This window comes from Scandinavium hiltneri, assembly GCF_024764835.1.
Classification (GTDB): domain Bacteria; phylum Pseudomonadota; class Gammaproteobacteria; order Enterobacterales; family Enterobacteriaceae; genus Scandinavium; species Scandinavium hiltneri.
The window spans coordinates 375843-401532 of the sequence record NZ_JALIGE010000076.1 but is presented as its reverse complement, the minus strand read 5'-3'; the positions used below and the strand labels follow the sequence as shown (position 1 = coordinate 401532).

The 25690-nt window shown below is 52.8% G+C and carries 24 protein-coding genes; 20 read left to right on the top strand and 4 right to left on the bottom strand.

Going from position 1 to position 25690, the window contains the following annotated elements:
- Window positions 1-67: 67 nt before the first annotated feature.
- The gene (locus MUU47_RS19370) at window positions 68-1522 is read right to left on the bottom strand and encodes a hypothetical protein (protein WP_258989788.1); all 1455 of its coding nucleotides are present in this window, start codon (window positions 1520-1522) and stop codon (window positions 68-70) included.
- A 323-nt stretch (window positions 1523-1845) separates the two neighbouring features.
- On the opposite strand from MUU47_RS19370, the gene MUU47_RS19365 reads away from it, so the two are divergent.
- The 14 genes from MUU47_RS19365 (at window position 1846) to MUU47_RS19300 (ending at window position 13178) form a co-directional block, all read left to right on the top strand.
- Window positions 1846-2487 (top strand): phage baseplate assembly protein V, encoded by a 642-nt coding sequence (locus MUU47_RS19365; protein ID WP_258989787.1) that lies wholly within the window; start codon window positions 1846-1848, stop codon window positions 2485-2487.
- The gene (locus tag MUU47_RS19360) at window positions 2484-2831 is read left to right on the top strand and encodes a GPW/gp25 family protein (RefSeq protein ID WP_258989785.1); all 348 of its coding nucleotides are present in this window, start codon (window positions 2484-2486) and stop codon (window positions 2829-2831) included. The genes MUU47_RS19365 and MUU47_RS19360 overlap by 4 nt, the downstream gene beginning before the upstream one ends.
- A 4-nt stretch (window positions 2832-2835) precedes the next feature.
- Window positions 2836-3744 (top strand): baseplate assembly protein, encoded by a 909-nt coding sequence (locus MUU47_RS19355; protein WP_258989784.1) that lies wholly within the window; start codon window positions 2836-2838, stop codon window positions 3742-3744.
- Complete coding sequence (locus MUU47_RS19350) at window positions 3737-4267, top strand: phage tail protein I (RefSeq protein WP_258989783.1); 531 nt, start codon at window positions 3737-3739, stop codon at window positions 4265-4267. Before MUU47_RS19355 ends, MUU47_RS19350 begins: the two co-directional genes overlap by 8 nt.
- Before the next feature lie 11 nt (window positions 4268-4278).
- The gene (locus MUU47_RS19345) at window positions 4279-5997 is read left to right on the top strand and encodes a phage tail-collar fiber domain-containing protein (RefSeq protein ID WP_258989781.1); all 1719 of its coding nucleotides are present in this window, start codon (window positions 4279-4281) and stop codon (window positions 5995-5997) included.
- 1 nt (window position 5998) lies between these two features.
- A complete protein-coding gene (locus MUU47_RS19340) occupies window positions 5999-6421 on the top strand; it encodes a tail fiber assembly protein (protein WP_258989780.1) in 423 nt (140 codons plus the stop codon).
- Window positions 6422-6546: 125 nt separating this feature from the next.
- Entirely contained in the window at window positions 6547-7737 is a 1191-nt protein-coding gene (locus tag MUU47_RS19335; RefSeq protein WP_258989779.1) for a phage tail sheath protein, read from the top strand.
- Window positions 7738-7749: 12 nt separating this feature from the next.
- Window positions 7750-8268, top strand: coding sequence for a phage major tail tube protein (locus MUU47_RS19330; RefSeq protein WP_258989777.1), 519 nt, complete (start codon window positions 7750-7752; stop codon window positions 8266-8268).
- A 61-nt stretch (window positions 8269-8329) separates the two neighbouring features.
- Complete coding sequence (locus tag MUU47_RS19325) at window positions 8330-8614, top strand: phage tail assembly protein (protein ID WP_258989776.1); 285 nt, start codon at window positions 8330-8332, stop codon at window positions 8612-8614.
- Between the two features lie 32 nt (window positions 8615-8646).
- Window positions 8647-8766, top strand: coding sequence for a GpE family phage tail protein (locus MUU47_RS19320; RefSeq protein WP_258964625.1), 120 nt, complete (start codon window positions 8647-8649; stop codon window positions 8764-8766).
- Window positions 8759-11221, top strand: coding sequence for a phage tail tape measure protein (locus tag MUU47_RS19315; protein WP_258989775.1), 2463 nt, complete (start codon window positions 8759-8761; stop codon window positions 11219-11221). The genes MUU47_RS19320 and MUU47_RS19315 overlap by 8 nt, the downstream gene beginning before the upstream one ends.
- A gap of 11 nt (window positions 11222-11232) precedes the next feature.
- The gene (locus MUU47_RS19310; RefSeq protein WP_258990565.1) at window positions 11233-11697 is read left to right on the top strand and encodes a phage tail protein; all 465 of its coding nucleotides are present in this window, start codon (window positions 11233-11235) and stop codon (window positions 11695-11697) included.
- Between the two features lie 2 nt (window positions 11698-11699).
- A complete protein-coding gene (locus tag MUU47_RS19305) occupies window positions 11700-12875 on the top strand; it encodes a phage late control D family protein (RefSeq protein ID WP_258989774.1) in 1176 nt (391 codons plus the stop codon).
- Between the two features lie 81 nt (window positions 12876-12956).
- A complete protein-coding gene (locus tag MUU47_RS19300; RefSeq protein WP_258964628.1) occupies window positions 12957-13178 on the top strand; it encodes a DNA-binding transcriptional regulator in 222 nt (73 codons plus the stop codon).
- A gap of 412 nt (window positions 13179-13590) precedes the next feature.
- On the opposite strand, the gene pflB is transcribed toward MUU47_RS19300, so the two are convergent.
- The 3 genes from pflB to ycaO form a co-directional block, all read right to left on the bottom strand.
- Window positions 13591-15873: a formate C-acetyltransferase gene (pflB, locus tag MUU47_RS19295; protein WP_258989773.1), complete on the bottom strand. Its 2283-nt coding sequence runs from the start codon at window positions 15871-15873 to the stop codon at window positions 13591-13593.
- A 51-nt stretch (window positions 15874-15924) separates the two neighbouring features.
- On the bottom strand, window positions 15925-16782 hold the full coding sequence (gene focA / locus MUU47_RS19290) for a formate transporter FocA (RefSeq protein ID WP_159753757.1): 858 nt from the start codon (window positions 16780-16782) through the stop codon (window positions 15925-15927).
- Between the two features lie 399 nt (window positions 16783-17181).
- Entirely contained in the window at window positions 17182-18948 is a 1767-nt protein-coding gene (gene ycaO, locus MUU47_RS19285) for a 30S ribosomal protein S12 methylthiotransferase accessory factor YcaO (protein ID WP_258989771.1), read from the bottom strand.
- Window positions 18949-19086: 138 nt separating this feature from the next.
- On the opposite strand from ycaO, the gene MUU47_RS19280 reads away from it, so the two are divergent.
- The 6 genes from MUU47_RS19280 (at window position 19087) to ihfB (ending at window position 25480) form a co-directional block, all read left to right on the top strand.
- Window positions 19087-19779, top strand: a complete 693-nt coding sequence (locus tag MUU47_RS19280; RefSeq protein ID WP_258989770.1) for a YetF domain-containing protein — start codon at window positions 19087-19089, stop codon at window positions 19777-19779.
- A gap of 178 nt (window positions 19780-19957) precedes the next feature.
- Window positions 19958-21046: a 3-phosphoserine/phosphohydroxythreonine transaminase gene (gene serC / locus MUU47_RS19275; protein WP_258989767.1), complete on the top strand. Its 1089-nt coding sequence runs from the start codon at window positions 19958-19960 to the stop codon at window positions 21044-21046.
- A 68-nt stretch (window positions 21047-21114) separates the two neighbouring features.
- Entirely contained in the window at window positions 21115-22398 is a 1284-nt protein-coding gene (gene aroA / locus MUU47_RS19270) for a 3-phosphoshikimate 1-carboxyvinyltransferase (protein WP_258989766.1), read from the top strand.
- Window positions 22399-22583: 185 nt separating this feature from the next.
- On the top strand, window positions 22584-23267 hold the full coding sequence (cmk, locus tag MUU47_RS19265) for a (d)CMP kinase (RefSeq protein ID WP_258989765.1): 684 nt from the start codon (window positions 22584-22586) through the stop codon (window positions 23265-23267).
- Between the two features lie 125 nt (window positions 23268-23392).
- A complete protein-coding gene (gene rpsA / locus MUU47_RS19260; protein WP_110509902.1) occupies window positions 23393-25066 on the top strand; it encodes a 30S ribosomal protein S1 in 1674 nt (557 codons plus the stop codon).
- Between the two features lie 129 nt (window positions 25067-25195).
- A complete protein-coding gene (ihfB, locus tag MUU47_RS19255) occupies window positions 25196-25480 on the top strand; it encodes an integration host factor subunit beta (protein WP_110509901.1) in 285 nt (94 codons plus the stop codon).
- Window positions 25481-25690 lie beyond the last annotated feature (210 nt).

Below are 25690 nucleotides of genomic sequence, written 5' to 3'. Positions count from 1 at the left end.
AGCTTCAATGGAGCAATACCCTTCATTGTGAGGTTTTTTTATTATTTAAATAGCAAGTCCCACTGAATCATTTGCGTTTTAACTTATCAATGAAGGCATTTGCATTGGCGGTTTCATTTTCGACTGATGCGATATTCATCAAGAAACTCGCGTGTTCTGAATAGGCTGTTCTATGCTTCCCATTAGTTAATCTCACATACCATTTAACACTGGATATGCCATGATTAGTAACAATATCGTGTACTACGCCTTTAAAATTGAATAAATAAAGAGAAGTTATGATATATTGCGCTAGGTTTGTTTTTTCAAGATAATGATTAACGTAATCTTTTTTTTCTTCAATCTCGCCATTAAAGGATTTCAATTCCTGAAGGTTGGTTTTTAATAATCTCATGTAATTCGCATAATAAAGATCACTCTTTTGAAGAAGATATAGTGATACTATTTCAGCCAACTTGTTGTCATCAAAAGCAGTTAATAAATCACTTAACGCATCAATTTTTCTTTGAGTGGTTTCGGAGTCGAATATGGCAAGTAAACCCTGAGAACTCCAGTCAATTAAAGACCCTTGATCTGAGGCGGCAGTGTATAGTTCGGTAAGGGGCGCATGTGAATTTATTATATCAAATAACCGATAAAGATCTTCGACATTCAGAAATTTCAGCTGGTTAGTTTTATTTAATAAATTATTTAAAATGGAGTCATTATGTATTATATTTACAGCCTTGCCATAATCTTTATTGCTCAAGTTGAATCTCATCTTAATATCATCTTTAGCGGCGACATGACATGGTTCTGCTGAGTTAAGGTACTTTGACATTGAATAGGTTATATTAATTATATCAAAGTAAGATAATTTATTGGTGTGTGATATTCTGGTTCCAGTTATATACTCATTCTTTTCTGCATTGTATTCTCTGCATGAATAATATTCACTGATTATTTGCTCAGCTAGTTCATTTAATAATACCAATGCGTTTTTTAAGTTTTTGAATCTAATTTTTAAAATAGGAATGCTTATTAAAGGGGTGTCGAGCAAATGTGTCTTGCTCTCATTGTCTGCGGGATATCTAAATGTTTGTCCGGTAGGGTCGATTTCTGAAATATCTTGAATAAATTCTGCGAGTAAATTTGTTAGAGAGGTGAACCTTTCATCAATTATTGGTGCGTACTCACTTATATTCATCCAGATCGCATTTATATCATGGTACTGCAATGCTTTTATATCTGGGAAGGTAAGCGTTTTTGTTTTATCAAGACTAGGATCTTTATCAAGCTTTTCTTGTCTATAGGCTTTTAGTTTTTCAATTCTTAACTTAGATAGAGTACAAAGATCCATCCAAAGTTTTTTTAACCTTAATTCGACAGAGTGTCGCATATTGAAACATATAGGATAAACTAGCGTATCTACACTATGCTCATACTTCTCACTCTTTAAGGAAATGTCTATCATTTCTAAAGCAGCGATTTCAAATCCTTCAGCATAAAAAACATTTGATCGAGGGTTGTCACCAGCTTCCATACTACCATTCCTACCGACCGTCGCATTGAATTGAGTTATTTTTGAACCACAAAAGGTATTGTTTTCCTTCATTTTAGACCTTTTAAATACATTTATAATGTGAAGTGTTTATACACGGCGGATTGATTTTTTTCAATTATTTTTGATATATCGAGTAATAAAGCAAGGGAGCAATTAAGGGAGGGGGCTTGGAACATGCATTATTATTTGCAGCACTTATATTTAAAGCAAGCAGTATTGATACCCTTATATACTTGTTGTCGCATGTGTGAGACAAATCTGTTTGGTTGTTGCTTAATTTGTATGGCGGCATCCTTTCCAGCATGAAAACACAATCCACTCTTCAGGATATTTTGCGCCTGCTGCGCAATCTCATTCGCACCGGCGTCATCATCGAGACTGACCTTGATGCGGGTCGCTGTCGCGTGCAGACCGGCGGCATTGTTACCGACTGGCTTCAGTGGCTGACGCATCGTGCCGGACGCTCGCGCACGTGGTGGGCTCCCTCCGTAGGTGAGCAGGTATTAATTCTTGCCGTGGGCGGTGAGCTCGATACGGCGTTTGTCCTGCCTGCCATTTTCTCTGATGACCATCCCGCACCCTCGGCCTCCGCCGACGCGTTTCACATTGCCTTTCCTGATGGTGCAGTTATCGAGTACGAACCCGACTCCGGGGCGCTTTCGGTTACCGGCATCACCACCGCCGAGGTCACCGCTTCGAAATCAATTACCGCCACGGTGCCGGTCGTCATGATTAAGGCCGACACTCGCGTCACGCTCGATACGCCGGAAGTGGTGTGTACCAACAAGCTCATCACCGGCACGCTCGAAGTTAGGAAGGGCGGGAAGATGAGCGGCAACATCGAGCACGCAGGCGGGAAATTTACCTCCAACGGCGTGCAGGTGGATGACCATGACCACGGCGGCGTCGAACGCGGGAACAGCCGGACGGAGGGTACGAAATGACGGCCCGTTATATTGGCATGAACCGGGAGACCGGCCGGGCCATTACCGATGCTGACCATATCCGCCAGAGCGTGAGCGATATCCTTCGCACGCCGGTCGGGTCGCGGGTGATGCGCCGTGATTACGGCTCGCTGCTGTCCTCCCTGATTGATATGCCGCAAAACGATGCACTGAACCTTCAGATGATGTGTGCCTGTTATATGGCGCTGCTGAAGTGGGAGCCCCGCGTCACCATCATGTCACTGACAATTGAGCGCCAGTTTAACGGGCAGATGATTGTTGACCTGACCGGGGAAATCAAAGACTCAGCCGCCCCTTTATCCCTGACCATTCCAGTGAGTTGAACCTATGGCCATTATCGACCTGAGCCAGCTCCCCGCGCCCGACGTGGTGGAAACGCTGGATTATGAATCCATCCTCGCCGAACGTAAGGCGACCCTGATTTCGCTCTATCCGGAAGACCAGCAGGAGGCTATCGCCCGCACGCTCGCACTGGAATCCGATCCGCTGGTGAAATATCTGGAAGAAAATTCATACCGAGAAGTGTTATGGCGTCAGCGAGTGAACGAGGCCGCGCTGGCCGTCACGATGGCGTATTCCGAAAACAACGACCTCGATGTGATGGCCGCGAACACCAATACCGCCCGCCTGATTATCACCCCGGCCGACGACAGCACCATCCCACCGACACCGGCGGTCATGGAGTCCGACACGGATTTTCGTCTGCGGGCGCAACAGGCGTTTGAGGGCTTGAGCGTCGCGGGGCCAGTAGGGGCGTATGAGTTTCACGGCCGCAGCGCCGACGGTCGCGTTGCTGATATTTCCGTTATCAGCCCTGAGCCTGCGTGCGTGACTATTTCCGTGCTTTCCCGCGAGGATAACGGCGCTGCATCGGATGCGTTGCTGGCCTTGGTGCGCAATGCGCTTAACGACGAAGACGTCAGGCCGGTGGCCGACCGGGTGACGGTCCAGTCGGCGGCGGTTGTTAACTACACCATCGATGCGACGCTTTACATCTACCCCGGCCCGGAGAGCGAACCCATTCGCGCAGCAGCCGAAGCAAAACTGAAAGCCTATATCAGCGCTCAGCACCGGCTCGGGCGTGACATTCGGCAGTCTGCCATTTACGCCGCCCTGCATGTTGAAGGGGTGCAGCGGGTCGAGCTGGCGGCACCTGCCGCTGACATTGTGCTCGATAAAACGCAGGCGTCTTTCTGCTCAGATTATCAAATCAGGCTCGGGGGCTCGGATGAGTGAGGCACGACTTCTGCCTGTCGGGTCATCGCCGCTGGAGGTGGCCGCTGCCCGCGCCTGTGCGGAAATCGAAAACACCCCGATCCCGTTACGGCGCTTATGGAACCCTGACACCTGCCCGGTGAATCTGCTGCCGTGGCTCGCCTGGGCGTATTCCGTCGACCGCTGGGACAGCGACTGGCCGGAAGAGACCAAACGTGACGTTATTCGGGCAGCTTTTTACATTCACCGGCGCAAAGGCACCATCGGCGCAGTGCGCCGCGTGGTCGAGCCATTGGGGTATGTGATTAACGTGACGGAGTGGTGGGAAACCAGTGACCCGCCTGGCACCTTTCGCCTCGATATTGGTGTGCTGGAAACCGGCATCACCGAGGAAATGTATCTCGAGATGGAGCGGCTCATCGCCGATGCCAAACCAGCCAGTCGCCATCTTATCGGGCTCAACATCATTCAGGACGTGGCCGGTTATCTCTTCGCCGGGGGCGTCAGTTATGACGGCGACATCGTTACCGTGTATCCGGGTTAAGTGAGAGCAGAATGACAGTGAAATATAAAACAGTGGTCACCACGGCCGGGGCGGCAAAATTTGCGGCCGCACTGACGCCGGGTGGCAAAAAGGTCAACATTGTGGCGATGGCTGTCGGTGATGGGGGCGGTACACTGCCCGAGCCGAACACCGGCCAGACAAAACTCATCAATGAGGTCTGGCGTCATGCGCTGAACAAAATCAGCCAGGACAATAAGAAGAAAAATTATGTGGTAGCCGAGCTGGTTATTCCGCCAGAAACGGGCGGCTTCTGGCTGCGTGAAATGGGGTTGTATGACGACACCGGCACGCTGGTCGCCGTTGGCAACATGGCCGAGAGCTACAAGCCAAAACTGGAAGAAGGCTCCGGCCGGGCGCAGACCCTGCGCATGGTGATCATCCTGTCCGACCTTGAGTCTGTCGAGCTCGCCATCGACTCATCAATGGTGATGGCAACGCAGGACTATGTTGACGACAAAATTGCGGAGCACGAACAGTCGCGCCGCCATCCTGACGCTACGCTGAAAGAGAAAGGGTTTACCCAGCTCAGCAATGCCACCGACAGCGCGTCTGAGGCGCTCGCTGCGACGCCGAAAGCGGTGAAGGTGGCATATGACCTTGCCAAAGGGAAATATACGGCTCAGGACGCGACCACAGCGCAAAAGGGTATTGTGCAGCTCAGCAGCGCGACCGACAGCACGTCTGAGACGCTCGCTGTGACACCGAAAGCAGTGAAAGCCACATATGACCTCGCCAAAGGGAAATATACGGCTCAGGACGCGACCACGGCGCAAAAGGGTATTGTGCAGCTCAGCAGTGCGACCGACAGCACGTCTGATATTCTGGCGGCAACCCCGAAAGCAGTGAAAGTCGTGAATGACAATGCTAACGGGCGCGTACCGGGCACCCGTAAGGTGAACGGCCGGGCGCTGACGGGAGATATCAGTATCACCGTGCAGGATATCTTTAACGGTCAGGCGGTGAGCATTGGCAATGCAATTGACCTGAACGCATTCACCACGCCGGGGCTGTATTACCAGGCCGCTAACGCGCAGGCGGTGAGCGGGAAAAATTACCCGGAGCCGAATGCCGGTTCACTCGAAGTGTATAAACACGCTGGCGTCACGCAGATTTACCGGGTGTATAACCATTCACGCTCTTACATCCGTACGATGTACAGCGGAGCCTGGTCAGCCTGGACGAAGCAGTATGACGCGGCGAACAAACCGACCCCTGCTGACATTGGAGCGTTAGCGAATAATGGCAACGCTGTTTCTGCAACCCGACTGTTTACAGCCCGTAAGATAGCGGGCGTGGCGTTTGACGGCACGGCTGATATCGCTATCCCTGCCGCGAACATCGGGGCATACACAAAGGCTGAAAGCGATAACAAATATCAGCCTAAAGGAAGCTATACCCCGGCAGGACAGGCCTATACCAGAGCAGAATCAGATGCCCGATTTCAGAAAATTAACTCCGCGTCACTGGCGGTAAATGGATGGTTTCGGGATACGAATACCGGAATGCTGATCCAGTATGGGAAAGTCGCAGTGAGCAATGACGGGCAGGGTTTCACCTTCCCGGTGGCCTTTAGCCTGGTCCCCTCTCTTTCTCTCACTGTTAATAGTGGTGCGTACGGTGACGTGGGTGCCTCCAGCGTCAGCACCACTGGCTTTGTGGTTAAAGCAGCGGCGAAAAATACGGTTGGATTTATAGCGGTGGGCAAATGATATGACGATATTTTATAGCGCGACCTCGAATGGCTTTTACCCTGACAGCTCGAAAGAGGCATATGTACAGGCCGGGTGCTGGCCCGATGATGGTGTTGAAGTGTCAGAACGCTGGTATAGCTATTTAATTAATAATCAGGGTAACGGGAAAGAGATTTTGCCCGACGACCACGGCCAGCCGGTATTAAAAACCAGGCCTGAGCCGGGCAGGGCTGAATTAATCCGCCAGGCGGAAGAGACCCGCACCACGCTGATGAGTGAGGCGAACACAGCGATTCTGCCGCTACAGGACGCACAAACGCTCGGGATTGCCACCGCTGATGAGCTGGCAGCGCTTGAGCGCTGGAGACTTTACCGGGTCATGTTAAATCGGCTGGATATCAGTGCCGCCACGGATATAGTGTGGCCTGAAAAGCCTGCATAAACGAAGCCCTCCACACCCGGAGGGCTTTTTGTTTGTTGTGTTAGATCTCCGCCAACGCCATTCCGTCGCACCTGTTGCACACACAACAGAAAATGGTTGCACCCCAACCCAACGGAGTTAAACGGATGAGTGATTTTCATCACGGTGTGCAGGTCGTCGAAGTCAACGACGGCACGCGCATCATTTCCACGGTTTCCACCGCCATTGTCGGGATGGTCTGTACGGCCAGCGATGCTGACGTCGAGACCTTCCCGCTCAATGAGCCGGTGTTAATTACCAACCCGCAAAGCGTCATCGGGAAAGCCGGTACCAAAGGCACGCTCGCCAGCTCGCTACAGGCCATCGCTGACCAGTCAAAGCCGGTGACCGTTGTCGTGCGTGTGGAAGAAGGCACCGGCGACGATGAGGATGCGGCGCAGGCGCAGACCATCTCCAACATCATCGGTACCACCGATGAGAATGGGAAGTACACCGGGCTGAAAGCACTGTTGACCGCGCAGGCGGTGACAGGTGTTAAGCCGCGTATTCTCGGCGTGCCGGGTCTCGATTCACTGGAGGTCGCGACCGCACTTGTGCCGGTGGCGCAAAAATTGCGGGCTTTCGGCTATGTCAGCGCCTGGGGGTGCAAAACTATTTCTGATGCCATCAAGTACCGCGCCAACTTCAGCGCCCGCGAGCTGATGGTTATCTGGCCGGATTTCCTGTCGTGGGATACCACGGCTAACGCGACGGAAACAGCGTACGCCACCGCGCGAGCGCTCGGTCTGCGAGCGAAAATCGACAATGACACCGGCTGGCATAAAACCCTGTCTAACGTTGGCGTGAATGGCGTCACCGGTATCAGTGCGTCTGTGTTCTGGGATTTACAGGAGCCCGGCACCGATGCCGATCTGCTGAACGAGGCGGGCATTACCACGATTATCCGCAAAGATGGTTTCCGCTTCTGGGGGAACCGCACCTGCTCAGATGACCCGCTTTTCCTGTTTGAAAACTACACTCGCACCGCGCAGGTTATCGCTGACACGATGGCTGAGGCGCATATGTGGGCGGTCGATAAACCGGTGACCGCCACACTCATTCGCGACATCGTTGACGGCATCAATGCGAAATTCCGCGAGCTGAAAACCGGGGGCTATATCGTTGATGCGACCTGCTGGTTTGACGACAGCGCCAACGATAAGGAGTCGCTGAAGGCCGGGAAGCTGTATCTGGATTACGACTATACGCCGGTACCGCCGCTCGAAAACCTGACCCTGCGCCAGCGCATTACCGATAAATATCTGGCGAATCTCATCTCGTCAGTGAACAGCAAATAAGGAGCCTGAGACATGGCATTACCCCGCAAGTTAAAGCTCATGAATCTGTTTGTTGATGGCACGAACTTTCTCGGTGTCGTCCAGTCGGTAACGCTGCCAAAGCTGACCCGCAAACTCGAGAAATATCGCGGCGGCGGGATGAATGGTGCGGCCCCGGTCGACCTCGGTCTCGATGATGATGCGCTGGCGGCGGAGTTTTCCCTCGGCGGATTTCCGGATGACGTTATCTGGTCGCTCTACGCTGCGGCGACAGCCTCGGCGGTGCCGCTGCGTTTTGCTGGCTCCTACCAGCGCGACGACACCGGCGAGACGGTACCGGTCGAAGTGGTGTTGCGTGGCCGTCAGAAAGAAATCGACACCGGCGACGCCAAACAGGGCGAGGACACCGAGTCAAAAATCTCGATGGACTGCACCTATTACAGGCTCACTCTCAACGGAAAGGAGCTGGTCGAAATCGACACCCTGAACCTGATTGAGAAGGTGAACGGCGTCGACAAGCTCGAGGAGCATCGCCGAAACATCGGCATGTAATGTTCACCCGGGCAGCGCCGCTGGCCGGGATTCCCTGAATACTGAATGAGAAAGATAAACCATGAAAAAAGCTGAAAACCAACACGTCATCACCCTGGTAAAAGCCATCACGCGCGGTGAGACCGAAATTAAAGAGGTGTTCCTCCTGAAACCGACCGCCGGAACCCTGCGCGGTGTCGGGCTGGCGGCGGTGGCGAACTCGGACGTCGATGCGCTGATTAAGGTGCTGCCGCGCATGACCCTGCCGTCGCTGACCGAGCAGGAGGTTGCCGCGCTGGAGCTGCCGGACCTGCTGAGTTTCGCTGGTGAGGTGGTCGGTTTTTTGTCACCGAATTCGGCGGCGTAAACTTCCCGAAAAATTTCTCGGTTGATGACCTGATGGCCGACGTCGCAGTGATTTTTCACTGGGGGCCATCAGAGCTGTATCCCCTGAGTATTCCCGAGCTCATCACATGGCGCGACAAGGCGCTACAGCGAAGCGGAAACACGAATGAGTAATAACCTCAAACTCGAAGTGCTGCTGAAAGCTGTCGACCTGGCAACCCGACCTTTTAAATCCATCCAGACGGCGAGTAAATCGCTGTCGGGTGATATTCGCTCGACACAGCAGTCGTTACGCGACCTGAACGGTCAGGCATCGAAAATCGACGGTTTTCGTAAGAGCAGCGCCCAACTGGCCGTCACGGGGCAGTCACTCGCCAAAGCGAAGCAGGAAGCGACCGCGTTGTCGGTGGCCTTTAGAAACACCGAAAATCCGACAAAAGCGCAGGCCCGCGCAATGGAGCTTGCCCAAAAGAATGCGGCTGACTTACAGCTCAAATATAACGGGCTGCGTCTGTCCGTGCAGCGTCAGCGGCAGGAACTCGGTCAGGCGGGGATTAAGACCCGGACACTGGCGAACGATGAGCTGCGTCTGAAAAATTCCATCAGCCAAACGACTGCGCAGTTAAACCGCCAGCGTGAAGCACTGGCGCGGGTCAGTGCGCAGCAGGCGAAATTATCCGCTGTGAAAGCCCGCTATGAATCCGGGCAGGCGCTCGCTGCCGGGGCGCGAAATGCAGGTATGGCCGGGGTCGGTGTGGCAACGGCGGGGCTTTATGGGACATCGCGGTTTATTGCGCCGGGTATCGGCTTTAATAAACAGATGTCAGGCACGCAGGCCATTCTTGGCCTGGATAAAGGCGATGAAAAGCTGGTGCAGATCCGCCAGCAGGCCCGCGACATCGGGGCGACCACGGCATTTTCACCCGGTGATGTGGCGCGAACGCAGACGACGCTTGCCCGTTCAGGCTACAAAGCTGATGACGTGCTGGCAGCGACCGGCTCGACGGTTAACCTGAGTCTGGCGGCAGATGTCGACATCGCCGAAGCGGCTGACATCATCACGAATATGCAATCCGCATTTAACCTGCCGACTACGGAGATTCAGCGTGTTGCCGATGTGATGACGAAAGGATTTACCTCGTCTAATACCGGTCTTATCGAGCTCGGCGAGGCGATGAAGTATGTCGCACCGGTCGCGGAGGCGGCGGGGGCCAGCATCGAGGACACGACTGCCATGCTCGGCATTATGGCCGATAACGGGATTAAGGGCTCAATGGCGGGTACCGGGGCCAGTGCCATTTTTAACAGGCTTCAGGCTCCACTTGGTAAGGCCGTCGATGCACTGGCTGAGCTGAACGTAAAGACCCGTGACTCGAAGGGCAACATGCTCCCGGTGGAGCAAATCCTCAGGTCGATTAATCGCTCGTTTGTGAAAAACAAACTCGGTACTGCTGAAACCGGTGAATACCTGAAAGTGATTTTCGGTGAGGAGGCCATGAAAGGCGCGATAAAGCTGGTCGCCGCCGCCGGAAATGGTTCGCTTGACCGGAAGCGTCACGAGATTAAAAACGCGACTGGCACGACTGAGCTCATCGCAAAAATTCAGACTGACAACCTCGACGGGGATTTAAAAAACCTCCAGTCGGCGTGGGAAGATCTGCAAATCGAGGTGTTTGATAAAGAGGATTCGGCCCTGCGCAGGCTCACCGTGTCGGCTACTGACTGGCTCGGTACCGTGGCCGCCTGGACAAAAGCGAACCCGGAGCTGACAAAAACCCTGTTTACCGTCGCGACAGGTGCGCTGGCCGTCATTGGCGTACTCGGCGGCATCGGGCTGATTGCGTGGCCGGTAATCGCGGGTATCAATGCCATCGTTGCGGCGGCGGGCATGTTAAGCCTTGCCCTTTCGACAATCGGCACGGCCGCGGCTGCTGTAATAGGGGCCATCTCGTGGCCCCTTTGGGCGGTTGTCGCCGTGGTCACTGCGGTTGTGGCGACAGTCGTCGGCGGGGCGCTACTCATCCGCAAATACTGGGAGCCCATCAGCGCCGTTTTCTCGGGTGTGGTGCAGGGGCTTATTGCCGCATTTTCACCGGTGGCTGAGATGTTCGCCCCGCTGGCTCCCGTTTTTGACGGGCTCGGTCAGAAACTCGGCGCAGTCTGGAAATGGTTTAAAGACCTTATCGCGCCGGTAAAAGCCACGCACGAAACCTTAGACGGCTGCAAAAATGCCGGGGTGGCGTTTGGCCGGGCGCTGGGGGATGCGCTGATGCTGCCGCTGAATATCTTCAACAAGCTGCGCGGCGGCCTTGATGTGATCCTCGAAAAGCTCGGCATCGTTAAAAAGGAATCGGACACCATCGATGCGGCGACGGCAAAGGCGCAGCCGGTTGGGCAGGGAGGCGGGTACATTCCGGCGACCAGCTCATACGGGGGCTATCAGGCATATCAACCGGTCACCGCGCCCGCCGGTCGCACGTACATCGACCAGAGCAGCCCAACCTATCAAATCCAGTTACAGGGCGGCGGTGCGCCGGGCGGCCAGCTCGGTAACCAGTTGCAGGATGCGCTTGAAAAATACGAGCGCAACAAGCGAGCTAAAGCCCGCGCCAGCATGATGCATGATTAAGGAGCCTGATGATGATGCTCACTCTTGGAATGTTTGTGTTTATGCGCCAGTCGCTGCCTTATCAGAGTTTGCAGCGCAGCGCGGATTACCAGTGGCCGTCAAACAGCCGGGTCGGGAAGCGTGATGCGTTTCAGTTCCTCGGCCCCGGCGACGACAAAATCACCCTCACTGGCGATTTGTACCCTGAAATGACCGGCGGGCGGCTCTCGATGCTGGCGCTCTATGCGATGGCAGATGAGGGCCGGGCGTGGCCCCTGATTTCCGGTACCGGCACCATTTACGGAATGTTTGTTATTACCAACGTGAGCGAAACCGGCACCGTCTTTTTCGCTGATGGCTCACCGCGAAAAATCAGCTTCACGCTGTCACTGACGCGCGTCGATGATTCCCTTGCGGCGCTCTATGGCGATATTGGTAAGCAGGCCGAATCTCTTGTCGGTAAGGCGGGCAATGTGCTTTCACTGGTGGGAGGTTAACCATGCTGGATATCGTCACCGGCTCAGGCGCAACCCTGACGCCTCAGTTTATGCTGACGCTCAACAGCAAGGACATCACCGGCAATATCAGTGACAGGCTGATTAACCTGACCATGACCGACAATCGCGGGTTTGAGGCTGACCAGCTCGACATCGAGCTCGACGACAGTGACGGGCTGGTCGAGCTGCCGGTGCGCGGGGCGGTGCTGTCGCTTTATCTCGGTTGGAAAGGTTTTGCCCTGGTGGGAAAAGGTGATTTTACCGTCGATGAGGTGGAGCACCACGGCGCACCGGACACGGTGACGTTACGGGCGCGGAGTGCTGATTTTCGCGGAACGCTCAATTCACGCCGGGAAGAGTCCTGGCATGACACCACGCTTGGCGCAGTGGTGGGGGCAATTGCATCCCGCAATAAATTAACGGCCAGCGTGGCGGATTCGCTAGCGGGTATCCACATCGCGCATATTGACCAGTCGCAGGAATCCGACGCGGTATTCCTGACCCGCCTCGCCGAGCGGAACGGCGGGGCGGTGTCGGTCAAGGCGGGCAAATTGCTGATGCTCAAAGCCGGAAGCGGCGTGACGGCCAGCGGTAAGGCCATCCCACAAATCACTATTCAGCGCAGTGATGGTGACCGGCATCAGTTCGCGATTGCTGACCGGGGGGCGTATACCGGGGTGACAGCTAAATGGTTGCATACCAAAGACCCGAAGCCTCAGAAGCAGGCGCAACAGGTGAAGCTGAAGCGCAAGCCGAAAGAGCAGCACCTGCGGGCGCTTCAGCATCCCAAAGCGAAACCGGTCAGCAGCACGGCAAAGACCAAAAAGCAGAAAGAGCAGGAAGCCCGCGAGGGCGAGTATATGGCCGGTGAGTCGGATAATGTTTTCGCCATGACCACGATTTACGCGTCAAAGGCGCAGGCCATGCGTGCAGCTCAGGCGAAGTGGGATAAATTGCAGCGCGGCGTCGCTGAGTTCTCAATCACCCTCGCGGGCGGTCGAGCAGATATTTACCCGGAAATGCCGGTCAGGGTGTCAGGCTTTAAGCGCGTCATAGACGAGCAGGTATGGTTAATCAGTAAGGTAACCCACAACCTCAACAATAACGGCTTCACGACGGGCGTAGAGCTTGAGGTTAGGCTTTCTGATGTGGAGTACGAAGCTGTGATTTATGAGTGAGTGATTTAATTTATCTGTTTGTTTTATATGGTTTTAATGGATAAAATGGCGACATAAAATCATTAAGGTGAGGTGATAAAAATGTTCCATTGTCCGTTATGCCATACAGCCGCCCATGCTCGCACCAGTCGTTACTTTACTGACACGACAAAAGAGCGTTATCACCAGTGCACAAATATCAATTGCAGCTGCACGTTCGTCACGACGGAAACGGTCGAGCGCTACATCGTAAAGCCGGGTGAAGTGACACCGGCCCTACCTCACCCCACGTCGACAGGGCAGCAACAAATCGCCTGGATGTAAAAACGAGGCCTCGCAAATGCGAGGCCTCTTTGATCCGATGGTATGTATTAAGTTTGCTTAGGGCGCAGATCTGCCAACTCTGAACAACAAAAAGCCCTGCACAGGGCAGGGCTTGGGAGATGATGGTCAATATGTGGACGTGACCCGAAATAAATCCTTTTATTTCATTTTGTTATCTAGAGAAATAAGTTACCAATTACTGACATTGCGGTGTTATCTCCAGGTACGGCCCATCCGGGGCCAGTGTATGCACAGCTCAAAGCCGGCTGTGTTAAGTCTGTTTTGACAGATACCCATAGTATAGATGGCTGGCAAAGCAGGCTGGGGCAGGAGAGTCATTGTTAAAAAAAGGCCCCACAGGTGTGGAGCCTTTATTGTACGCTTTTTACTTCGCGTTTTCAGTCAAAACACATTACATGGTTTGAGTGAAGGTACGAGTGATAACGTCCTGCTGCTGTTCTTTAGTCAGGGAGTTAAAACGTACTGCATAACCAGAAACGCGGATGGTCAGCTGCGGATATTTTTCCGGATGTTCCATCGCATCGAGCAGCATTTCACGGTTCATGACGTTCACGTTCAGATGCTGACCACCTTCGATGGAGGCTTCGTGATGGAAGTAACCATCCATCAGGCCCGCCAGGTTGGTTTTACGAACTTCGTCGTCTTTACCCAGTGCGTTTGGAACGATAGAGAAGGTATAAGAGATACCATCTTTAGCGTAAGCAAACGGCAGTTTTGCAACGGAGGTCAGAGAGGCAACAGCACCTTTCTGGTCACGACCGTGCATTGGGTTAGCACCTGGACCGAATGGCGCGCCAGCACGACGACCATCTGGAGTGTTACCGGTTTTCTTACCGTACACAACGTTAGACGTGATGGTCAGAACGGACTGAGTCGGGATGGCATCACGGTAGGTAGTCAGTTTCTGAATTTTCTTCATGAAACGTTCAACCAGGTCAACCGCGAAGTCATCTACACGAGAGTCGTTGTTACCAAACTGCGGGTATTCGCCTTCGATTTCGAAGTCAATAGCCAGGCCGTCTTCGTCACGAACAGGTTTAACTTTCGCGTATTTGATAGCAGACAGGGAGTCAGCTGCAACGGACAGACCTGCGATACCACATGCCATAGTGCGAACCACGTCACGGTCGTGCAGAGCCATCAGAGAAGCTTCGTAGCTGTACTTGTCATGCATGTAGTGGATAACGTTCAGAGCGGTGACATACTGCTTAGCCAGCCAATCCATGAAGTGATCCATACGTTCCATCACTTCGTTGAAGTCCAGAACGTCACCTTTGATTGGCGCAGATTTCGGGCCAACCTGGATTTTCAGTTTTTCGTCCACGCCGCCATTGATTGCGTACAGCATGGTTTTCGCGAGGTTTGCACGTGCACCGAAGAACTGCATTTGCTTACCAACAACCATTGGGCTTACGCAGCAGGCAATCGCGTAGTCGTCGTTGTTGAAGTCAGGACGCATCAGATCGTCGTTCTCGTATTGCAGAGAAGAGGTATCGATGGAGACTTTAGCCGCGAATTTCTTGAAGTTCAGTGGCAGTTTTTCAGACCACAGAACGGTGATGTTCGGCTCCGGAGACGGCCCCATGGTGTACAGGGTGTTCAGGAAACGGAAGCTGGATTTGGTGACCAGAGTACGGCCATCAACGCCCATACCACCGATAGATTCAGTTGCCCAAATCGGGTCACCAGAGAACAGCTCATCATATTCTGGGGTACGCAGGAAGCGAACCATACGCAGTTTCATGACCAGGTGGTCAATCATTTCCTGAGCGTCTTGCTCAGTGATTTTGCCTGCTTTCAGGTCACGTTCGATGTATGCATCCAGGAAGGTGGATACGCGACCGAAGGACATTGCTGCACCGTTCTGAGACTTAACAGCGGCCAGGTAGCCGAAGTAGGTCCACTGAACAGCTTCCTGAGCGTTGGTTGCAGGAGCCGAGATATCGCAGCCGTATTTCGCTGCCATTTCTTTGATCTGGCCCAGAGCACGGTACTGCTCGGAGATTTCTTCACGCAGACGGATAGTCGCTTCCAGGTTTACGCCGTTTTCCAGATCGGACTGCAGAGACACGAACTGAGCGTATTTGTCTTTCATCAGGAAGTCGATGCCGTACAGCGCAACGCGACGGTAGTCACCGATGATACGGCCACGGCCATATGCGTCTGGCAGACCCGTCAGAACGCCAGACTTACGGCAGTTCAGAATGTCTTTGGTGTAGACGTCGAAAACACCCTGGTTATGGGTTTTGCGGAAGTCGGTGAAGATCTTCTTCAGCATCGGGTCCAGCTCGCGGTTGTACGCTTTGCAAGAACCTTCAACCATTTTAATGCCGCCAAACGGGATAATCGCACGTTTCAGCGGAGCTTCAGTCTGCAGGCCAACGATTTTCTCAAGGGCCTTATTGATGTAGCCAGCGTCATGAGAAGTGATGGTAGACGCAACAGAGGTATCGAAATCAACTGGCGCGTGAGTGCGGTTTTCCAGTTTAACGCCTTCCATTACGTTGTCCCACAGGGCGGTGGTCGCGTCAGTAGCGCCAGCCAGGAAGGACTCGTCACCTTCAAATGGGGTGTAGTTTTTCTGGATGAAGTCACGTACGTTGACTTCTGTCTGCCAGTCACCTTTGGCAAAACCTTCCCAGGCTGTAGCTAACTTTTCATTAAGTTCGGACATGTAACACCTACCTTCTTATGTGGATTTCTTATTTACTGCCTGAAACGACGATCAATGTTTGTCGTTGCCACGCAGGTAAATGACCCAGTACGTCAACCCAACTAACAGACCGCCACCAATAATGTTCCCGATAGTTACCGGGATCAGATTATCAGTGATGAAGTTCATGACAGTCAGGTGAGAGAAATTGTCCGGAGACGAACCGATTGCGGTCCAGAATTCCGGGCTGGCGAAGTTGCGAACGACGATACCCATTGGGATCATGAACATGTTCGCAATACTGTGCTCGAAACCGCTGGCAACAAACATGGCCACTGGCAGCACCATTATCATTGCTTTATCCATCAGGCTGCGGCCGGAGTAGCTCATCCACACCGCCAGACAGACCATCAGGTTTGCCAGGATACCCAGGCATACAGCCTCGATAAACGTATGATGCATTTTGTGGTCGGCGGTTTGCAGGACGTTGAGTCCCCAACCTCCGTTGGCGGCCATATATTCGCCAGATAACCACATCAGCAGAACAAACAGCAAGGCACCAATCAGGTTACCAACATAGACGTTGAACCAGTTCTTCGCCAGTTGGCCCCAAGTGATTTTGCCGCTTGCTTTAGCCACCACGATAAGCACCGTGGAGGTGAAAAGGTCAGCGCCGCAAATGACACACAGGATAAGACCCAGTGAGAAGCAGATACCGCCAATCAGCTTGGCAATACCAAACGGCATTCCCGCAGTGCCTGTCGTGGACGTAATGTAGAAGACGAAGGCAATGGAGATGAACACACCCGCAGTAATCGCCAGGAAAAAGGTTTTGAGCGGTTGTTTCGTTGCTTTATAGACACCCGCTTCCTCGGCCACTTTGGCCATCTCAGCTGGGAGTAAAAGATCAAAAGGGTTGTCAGCTTTCACACTAACTCTCTCTTTATTAAGTCGGCGACGAGATACTAACAAAGCATTATAGAAGAGAAATTGATATAGATCATATCTCGCCTGGCTTATAGGCCCGCAAAACGCATGGTTTTTCAGCGATCGCGGCGTAACTTTTTGATTATCAAAATAAAAATAAATTTTAAAATTTACAAATAGAGTTGAAGTTTTTCAGTGACCCCCCCTTTTCAGCAGTTAATTAAAATGGAGTAATATGCATTAAAATTAACATTGTTTGTAAGCTACTAATAATAGTATTTACTCATAATTAACTTAATCATTACAAATTAAAGAAGGGGCCGTGAAAATTAAAACGGGGCCCCTTCAGAGGCCCCGTAATATAGCGCAGGCGAATAGTTTCGCCATAAGTTATTTGTGGTTTTACTGCGGATTAGCCCAGAATTTGGCTTTTGCGCGTTGCAGCTTCTCGTACGCTTTCAACAGTGACTGATGCGCAGGGAAGGCCGCCAGGTCGCTGTCTACAGGTTGCAGACCGTAGAAGGCTTCTTCACCGCTCAGGGCCGCGCTCGCCGCTTCAACCGCATCTGCACCGTACATACGTACGAACGCGTTCAGGTACTGCAACGGCTGACGTTCTTCTTCCTGAGACAGGAGTAACAGCGTCTGCAGGCAGCGATAGTAGTTGGCACGTTCCGCGCTAAACACGGAAGCATTGAACTCCATGGTCCACTCGGTCCAGATAAGCGCTTGCTCCATGTCACCGCCAGCCAGCGCCAGCATGGCTTTCAGCTCACCTATGCGCAGGGTGTACCAGCCGTTATCCTTACCGGTCGCCATACCCAGCAGTTCACGTACGCGGGTGAAGTCGTCCAGACCTTCATCATCCATCTGCTCAATCAGCGCCAGATAATCTTCTTTTTCCCACTCGCTACCCGGCAGAGAAAGAAGGGTCTCACGCAGTTGGCTACCCATATTGTTATTGGCCAGCCACAGGTCTTCGGCTGGATAAATATCAGACATGCCTGGCACGATAATACGACAAGCGTAAACACTCAGGTGCTCGTAATCTGCGATATACACTTCTTTATCTTCTGCCTGGAAAATCGCCATGAGTGTGGCAAATTCTTCCTCCGTAGTACCGGAGAAGTTCCAGTCAGCAAACGGATAATCTGCGTCCTGTTTGAACATATCCCAGGAGATCAAACCGCTGGAATCGATGAAGTGGGTTTCGAGGTTAGCGTGCTCACCTACTTCTTCGTCATCGAAGGTTGGCGAGGTGAAGACATCGAGATCTTTCAGACCGCGACCTTGCAGCAGCTCGGTGACGGTTCGCTCCAGCGCCACGCCGAAATCAGGGTGCGCGCCGAAGGAGGCGAAACAGGTTCCGTTTGCCGGGTTAAACAGCACCACGCAGATAACCGGGTATTTGCCGCCCAATGAACCGTCGTAAGCAAAGATAGGGAACCCTTCTGCTTCAAGCTTAGCGATCGATTCCACTACACTCGGGTAACGCGCCATCACCTCGGCCGGGATTTCCGGCAGGCTGATGCTTTCGGCGATGATGCGGTTTTTGATGTGACGCTCAAACACTTCAGACAGACCCTGAACACGCGCTTCGTTACGAGTGTTACCGGCGGACATGCCGTTAGAAACGTAGAGGTTGCCGACGATGTTCATCGGAATGTAAATCGTCTCGCCATCGGACTGGCGGGTGAACGGCAGACCACAAACGCCGCGATCGTTATTGCCTGATTGCAAATCCACAAGCAGGCTGGCGGTCAGCTGATCGTCCGGATCGTAGAACGCGCGCAGACGCTCATCGAGAACGCCTTCCGGCACTTCGTCGTCTTTCGGCAGTGGGAACCATTTTTCATTCGGATAATGCACGAAAGGGCTATTGGCGATGGTTTCGCCCAGCCAGAAATCGGCGAAGAAGTAGTTGGTGGACAGACGCTCAAAATATTCACCGAGCGCAGAAGCCAGGGCTGCTTTCTTGGTTGCCCCTTTACCGTTAGTGAAGCACAGCGCGCACTCTTTGTCGCGAATATGCACAGACCAGACGTTAGGCACCGGATTCAGCCAGGACGCTTCTTCAATGTTGAATCCGAGGTCCGTTAGTTTTTGCTGGAAGCGGGCGATGGAGTCTTCCAGAGCGGCGTCTTTGCCGGGAATAAATGTTTGGGTCATGGCGATTCACTTTTATCGTACGGAAAGCGCGCAATGATACGGGTTTTGCGTGTCAGGCGCTATCGTCCCGGCGCGAGCGGCGAAAATAAAAGGCTCGGCTACGCTTAGAAACAGTAACCCCCTGTTCAGGCAACTAAAATGCATGCGTTTGATTTGCACCGAATGGCTTTCGATAAAGTCCCCGCGGAATTTCTCGGGGAAGTGGCCCTGCGTAGCCTTTATACCTTCGTGCTGGTATTCCTGTTTTTAAAAATCACCGGACGTCGCGGCGTGCGCCAGATGTCGCTCTTCGAAGTACTCATCATCCTGACGTTAGGCTCTGCTGCAGGAGATGTGGCGTTTTACGACGACGTACCGATGCTTCCGGTATTGATCGTCTTTGTCACACTGGCTGTGCTCTACCGACTCGTTATGTGGCTGATGGCGCACAGCGAAAAGCTGGAGGATTTACTCGAAGGAAAGCCCATTATCGTGGTGGTAAACGGTGAGCTGGCCTGGGAAAAGCTGCGCGCGGAAAACATGACCGAGTTTGAGTTTTTTATGGAATTGCGCCTGAGTGGCATCGAGCATCTGGGGCAGGTTAAAAGGGCCATCATGGAAACGAATGGGCAAATTAGTGTCTACTTTTTTAGCGACGATGAGGTGAAAGCCGGTTTGCCTATCTTGCCCGGTGAGTGCGTTGAACGCTTCAAAACGATGCCTGAAGAGAATGACTACGCCTGCACACGGTGCAGCGCAATATTCCATATGCATGCAGGCGATCATCAAAAATGCCCTCGCTGCGCGCATCCCGAATGGACCAAGGCTAGTCGGGCAAAACGCATCACCTGATAGCCAAATTGTCGGCATTGTGACGTCAAGATGGCATATTCTGTTGTGTGAGCCTGGACACATTTTTCGGCTCGCGAGTATTAGCCGTTGCGGCCTGTGTCACTGAATGGTAAAACCGATATCCACAGGAATAACTTATGCCTACGGGCTGATAACGTGTATAGCGTGGTGAGGGGAAATGACTCAGGTCTTTAATTTTAGTTCTGGCCCGGCAATGCTTCCGGCGGATGTGCTTAAACAGGCCCAACAGGAACTCTGCGACTGGCAGGGTTTGGGTACCTCGGTAATGGAAATTAGCCATCGTGGTAAAGAGTTCATCCAGGTGGCCGAAGAAGCAGAAAAAGATTTCCGCGACCTGCTTAAAATCCCTTCCAACTATAAAGTCCTGTTCTGCCACGGCGGTGGTCGCGGCCAGTTCGCGGGTGTTCCGCTGAACTTGCTGGGCGACAAAACCACGGCAGACTACGTGGATGCCGGATACTGGGCAGCCAGTGCAGTAAAAGAAGCGAAAAAATACTGCACTCCAAACGTGATTGACGCCAAAGTGACCGTTGACGGTCTGCGTGCGGTGAAACCGATGCGCGACTGGCAGCTCTCTGACAACGCGGCGTATCTGCATTATTGCCCGAACGAAACCATAGACGGCATCGCCATTGACGAAGTACCTGATTTCGGTAAAGACGTTGTGGTTGCGGCGGATTACTCCTCCACGATCCTATCCAGCCCGCTTGATGTCAGCCGCTTTGGCGTGATTTACGCTGGTGCTCAGAAAAACATCGGTCCGGCCGGTCTGACTCTGGTTATCGTGCGTGAAGATCTGCTGGGTAAAGCACACACCGCCTGTCCATCAATCATTGATTACAGCGTGCTGAACGACAACGATTCGATGTTCAACACGCCGCCGACGTTTGCCTGGTATCTGTCTGGCCTGGTCTTTAAGTGGCTGAAGGCGCAGGGCGGTGTTGAAGTCATGAACCGCATCAACCAGCAAAAATCGGAACTGCTGTATGGCACTATCGATAACAGCGATTTTTACCGTAACGACGTGGCTGCAGCCAACCGTTCCCGTATGAACGTACCGTTCCAGTTGGCCGACAGCGCACTGGATAAGCTGTTCCTCGAAGAATCCTTCGCCGCGGGCCTGCATGCATTGAAAGGCCATCGCGTGGTCGGTGGAATGCGCGCCTCTATTTATAACGCTATGCCGCTGGCGGGCGTTCAGGCGCTGACCGACTTTATGAAAGAGTTCGAACGCCGCCACGGTTAATGTTCTTGTTTTCATCCCCGCAGCGGGTCTGCGGGGTTTTTATTTTCTGCTTTTGAGAGTCGAGTTTCATGGAATCCCTGACGTTACAACCCATCGCGCATGTAGACGGCACCATCAATTTACCAGGTTCAAAAAGCGTCTCTAACCGCGCTTTGCTGCTGGCGGCTCTGGGCCATGGCACCACCGTTCTGACTAATCTTCTGGACAGTGACGATGTGCGCCACATGCTCAATGCTCTGACCGCGTTGGGCGTTCAGTACACTCTGTCTTCTGACCGCACCCGCTGTGAAGTGATCGGCAATGGCGGTCCGTTGAAAACAGAGGCGGCGCTGGAACTGTTCCTGGGTAATGCCGGAACGGCAATGCGCCCGCTGGCGGCGGCATTGTGCCTGGGCAGTAACGATATCGTGCTGACCGGTGAACCGCGCATGAAAGAGCGTCCGATTGGGCATTTGGTTGATGCGCTGCGTCAGGGTGGCGCACAGATTGACTATCTTGAGCAGGAAAACTATCCGCCGCTGCGCCTGAAAGGCGGTTTCGTGGGGGGCGAAGTCGCCGTTGACGGCAGCGTGTCCAGCCAGTTCCTGACGGCGCTGTTAATGACTGCTCCGCTGGCTGCGCAGGATACCGTTATCACCATTAAAGGCGATCTGGTTTCTAAGCCGTACATCGATATTACGCTGCATCTGATGAATACCTTCGGCGTGAAGGTGGATAACCAGAACTATCTGCGTTTTGTCGTCAAAGGCGGACAGCAATATCAGTCACCGGGCGCGTATCTGGTAGAAGGTGATGCTTCTTCTGCGTCGTATTTCCTCGCCGCAGGCGCTATCAAAGGCGGCACGGTAAAAGTAACCGGAATAGGTCGCAACAGCGTACAGGGCGATATCCGCTTTGCTGATGTGCTGGAAAAAATGGGCGCGACCGTTACCTGGGGTGATGACTTCATCGCCTGCACGGGCGCTGAACTGACCGCCATCGATATGGATATGAACCATATTCCTGATGCGGCGATGACTATCGCCACGGCCGCGCTGTTTGCCAAAGGCACGACGACGCTGCGTAACATCTACAATTGGCGTGTGAAAGAAACCGATCGCTTGTTCGCGATGGCGACAGAGCTACGTAAAGTGGGTGCGGAAGTGGAAGAGGGCGAAGATTATATTCGAGTGACCCCGCCCGCGCATCTGACCTTCGCAGAGATCGGCACTTATAACGATCACCGCATGGCGATGTGTTTCTCGCTGGTGGCGTTGTCCGACACGCCGGTGACCATTCTTGATCCGAAATGTACGGCGAAAACTTTCCCTGACTATTTCGAACAACTCGCTCGCATCAGTACCCCTGCCTGATATTGCCTTCTGCGCCGACCGTCTGGTCGGCGTTTTTCTGTCCGCTTCTGAACTATACTTGCCCAATTATCGTTCGATAGGTAGCCATTATTCCGCATTTTGCACGCAACATTAACGGACTGGCGCTTTGGCGAGTATAATGCGCGGCGTTTAAGTAACAGACGCCCTGATTGAAGGAGATAACGATGACGGCAATTGCCCCGGTAATTACCATTGACGGGCCTAGCGGCGCCGGGAAAGGCACGCTGTGCAAAGCCATGGCGGAAGCACTGCAATGGCACCTGCTGGATTCTGGCGCTATTTATCGCGTCCTGGCTCTGGCGGCATTACATCATCACGTCGACGTGACCTCCGAAGAAGCACTGGTCCCACTGGCGGCACATCTGGATGTTCGTTTTGTTTCTACCGACGGTAATCTTGAGGTTATCCTCGAGGGTGAAGACGTTAGTGGCGAAATCCGTACTCAGGAAGTAGCAAATGCGGCCTCTCAGGTGGCAGCGTTTCCGCGCGTACGTGAAGCGTTGTTACGTCGCCAGCGTGCATTCCGTGAAGCCCCGGGCCTGATTGCCGACGGACGCGACATGGGAACCGTGGTATTTACCGATGCGCCGGTCAAGATTTTCCTCGACGCTTCCCCGGAAGAACGTGCTCAACGCCGTATGCTTCAGTTGCAGGAAAAGGGCTTTAGTGTTAACTTTGAACGCCTTTTGGTCGAGATAAAGGAACGCGATGACCGTGACCGCAACCGCGCGGTGGCACCGTTAGTTCCCGCTGCTGATGCTTTAGTCCTGGATTCAACACGATTAAGCATTGAGCAAGTGATTGAAAAAGCGTTACAATACGCGCGCCAAAAACTGGTTGCTGTCTGATTAAAAGATAAGCGAGCCTCCGAATTTGTAGTACCCCCGCTGCAATGGATTGTGAGCGGGTATGTTAAACAACCCCATCCGACATGGTGTCAGGTGGACGTTAAATCTAACTTCGAAGATTAAACATGACTGAATCTTTTGCTCAACTATTTGAAGAATCCTTAAAAACAATCGAAACCCGTCCGGGTTCCATCGTTCGTGGTGTTGTTGTTGCTATCGATAAAGATATCGTACTGGTTGACGCCGGTCTGAAATCTGAATCCGCCATCCCGGCAGAGCAGTTCAAAAACGCCCAGGGCGAGCTGGAAATCCAGGTCGGTGACGAAGTTGACGTTGCGCTGGACGCAGTAGAAGACGGCTTCGGCGAAACCCTGCTGTCCCGTGAGAAAGCTAAGCGTCACGAAGCTTGGATCACGCTGGAAAAAGCATACGAAGACGCTGAAACTGTTGTTGGTGTTATCAACGGCAAAGTTAAAGGTGGCTTCACTGTTGAGCTGAACGGTATTCGTGCGTTCCTGCCAGGTTCACTGGTAGACGTGCGTCCAGTTCGCGATACGCTGCACCTGGAAGGCAAAGAGCTTGAGTTCAAAGTTATCAAGCTGGACCAGAAGCGTAACAACGTTGTTGTTTCCCGTCGTGCCGTTATCGAATCCGAAAACAGCGCAGAACGTGATCAGCTGCTCGAAAACCTCCAGGAAGGCATGGAAGTTAAAGGTATCGTTAAGAACCTCACTGACTACGGCGCATTCGTTGACCTGGGCGGCGTAGACGGCCTGCTGCACATCACTGACATGGCGTGGAAACGCGTTAAACACCCAAGCGAAATCGTGAACGTTGGCGACGAAATCACTGTTAAAGTGCTGAAGTTCGACCGCGAGCGTACCCGTGTTTCTCTGGGTCTGAAGCAGCTGGGCGAAGATCCATGGGTAGCTATCGCTAAGCGTTACCCAGAAGGTACCAAACTGACTGGTCGCGTGACCAACCTGACCGACTACGGCTGCTTCGTTGAAATCGAAGAAGGCGTTGAAGGCCTGGTACACGTTTCCGAAATGGACTGGACCAACAAAAACATCCACCCATCCAAAGTTGTTAACGTTGGTGATGTAGTGGAAGTTATGGTTCTGGACATCGACGAAGAACGTCGTCGTATCTCCCTGGGTCTGAAGCAGTGCAAATCTAACCCATGGCAGCTGTTCGCAGAAACCCACAACAAGGGCGACCGCGTTGAAGGTAAAATCAAGTCTATCACTGACTTCGGTATCTTCATCGGCCTGGACGGCGGCATCGACGGCCTGGTTCACCTGTCTGACATCTCCTGGAACGTTGCAGGCGAAGAAGCAGTTCGTGAATACAAGAAAGGCGACGAAATCGCTGCCGTTGTTCTGCAGGTTGACGCAGAGCGTGAGCGCATCTCCCTGGGCGTGAAACAGCTGGCTGAAGATCCGTTCAACAACTGGGTTGCTCTGAACAAGAAAGGCGCTATCGTTAACGGTAAAGTGACTGCAGTTGACGCTAAAGGCGCAACCGTAGAACTGGCTGACGGCGTTGAAGGTTACCTGCGTGCTTCTGAAGCATCACGTGACCGCGTTGAAGATGCAACTCTGGTTCTGAACGTAGGCGACGACGTTGAAGCTAAATTCACCGGTGTTGACCGTAAGAACCGTGCAATCAGCCTGTCTGTACGTGCTAAAGACGAAGCTGACGAGAAAGATGCCATCGCTACTGTTAACAACAAACAGGAAGAAAGCAACTTCTCCAACGCTATGGCTGAAGCATTTAAAGCAGCTAAAGGCGAGTAATCAGGTCACTCTTCACGAGTAACTTGACAGATTGCAGGATTCGTCCTGTAATCAACAACAAAGGGCGGCTACGGCCGCCCTTGTTCAAGCTGTTAGCTTATACTTTCCTGAAAGGAAACCGGAGGAATCATGACCAAGTCAGAGCTCATCGAAAGACTTGCAAGCCAGCAATCTCACATCCCTGCGAAAGCGGTTGAAGATGCTGTGAAAGAGATGCTGGAACATATGGCCTCTACGCTAGCCCAGGGCGAGCGCATTGAAATCCGCGGTTTCGGTAGTTTCTCTTTGCATTACCGCGCCCCACGCGTTGGGCGTAACCCGAAAACAGGCGATAAAGTCGAGCTGGAAGGTAAATACGTTCCGCACTTTAAGCCGGGGAAAGAATTGCGCGATCGCGCCAATATTTACGATTGAGTTATTGCGGGTTTCCGCAAAACTTGAACGAGATGAAAGCACCCACAGGGTGCTTTTTTCGTTTCTGGAATACGTACCTTTCGTGAGGTGGCCACCAGGGTTTTGGAACACGCCCCGGAAAGCACAATGCGCTCTTTGCAACAACATCGATTTCCTGGAAGCCTCCTCGCAACGTCTGTATTTGTCTAAAGACACTCAAACTTGAAAGCA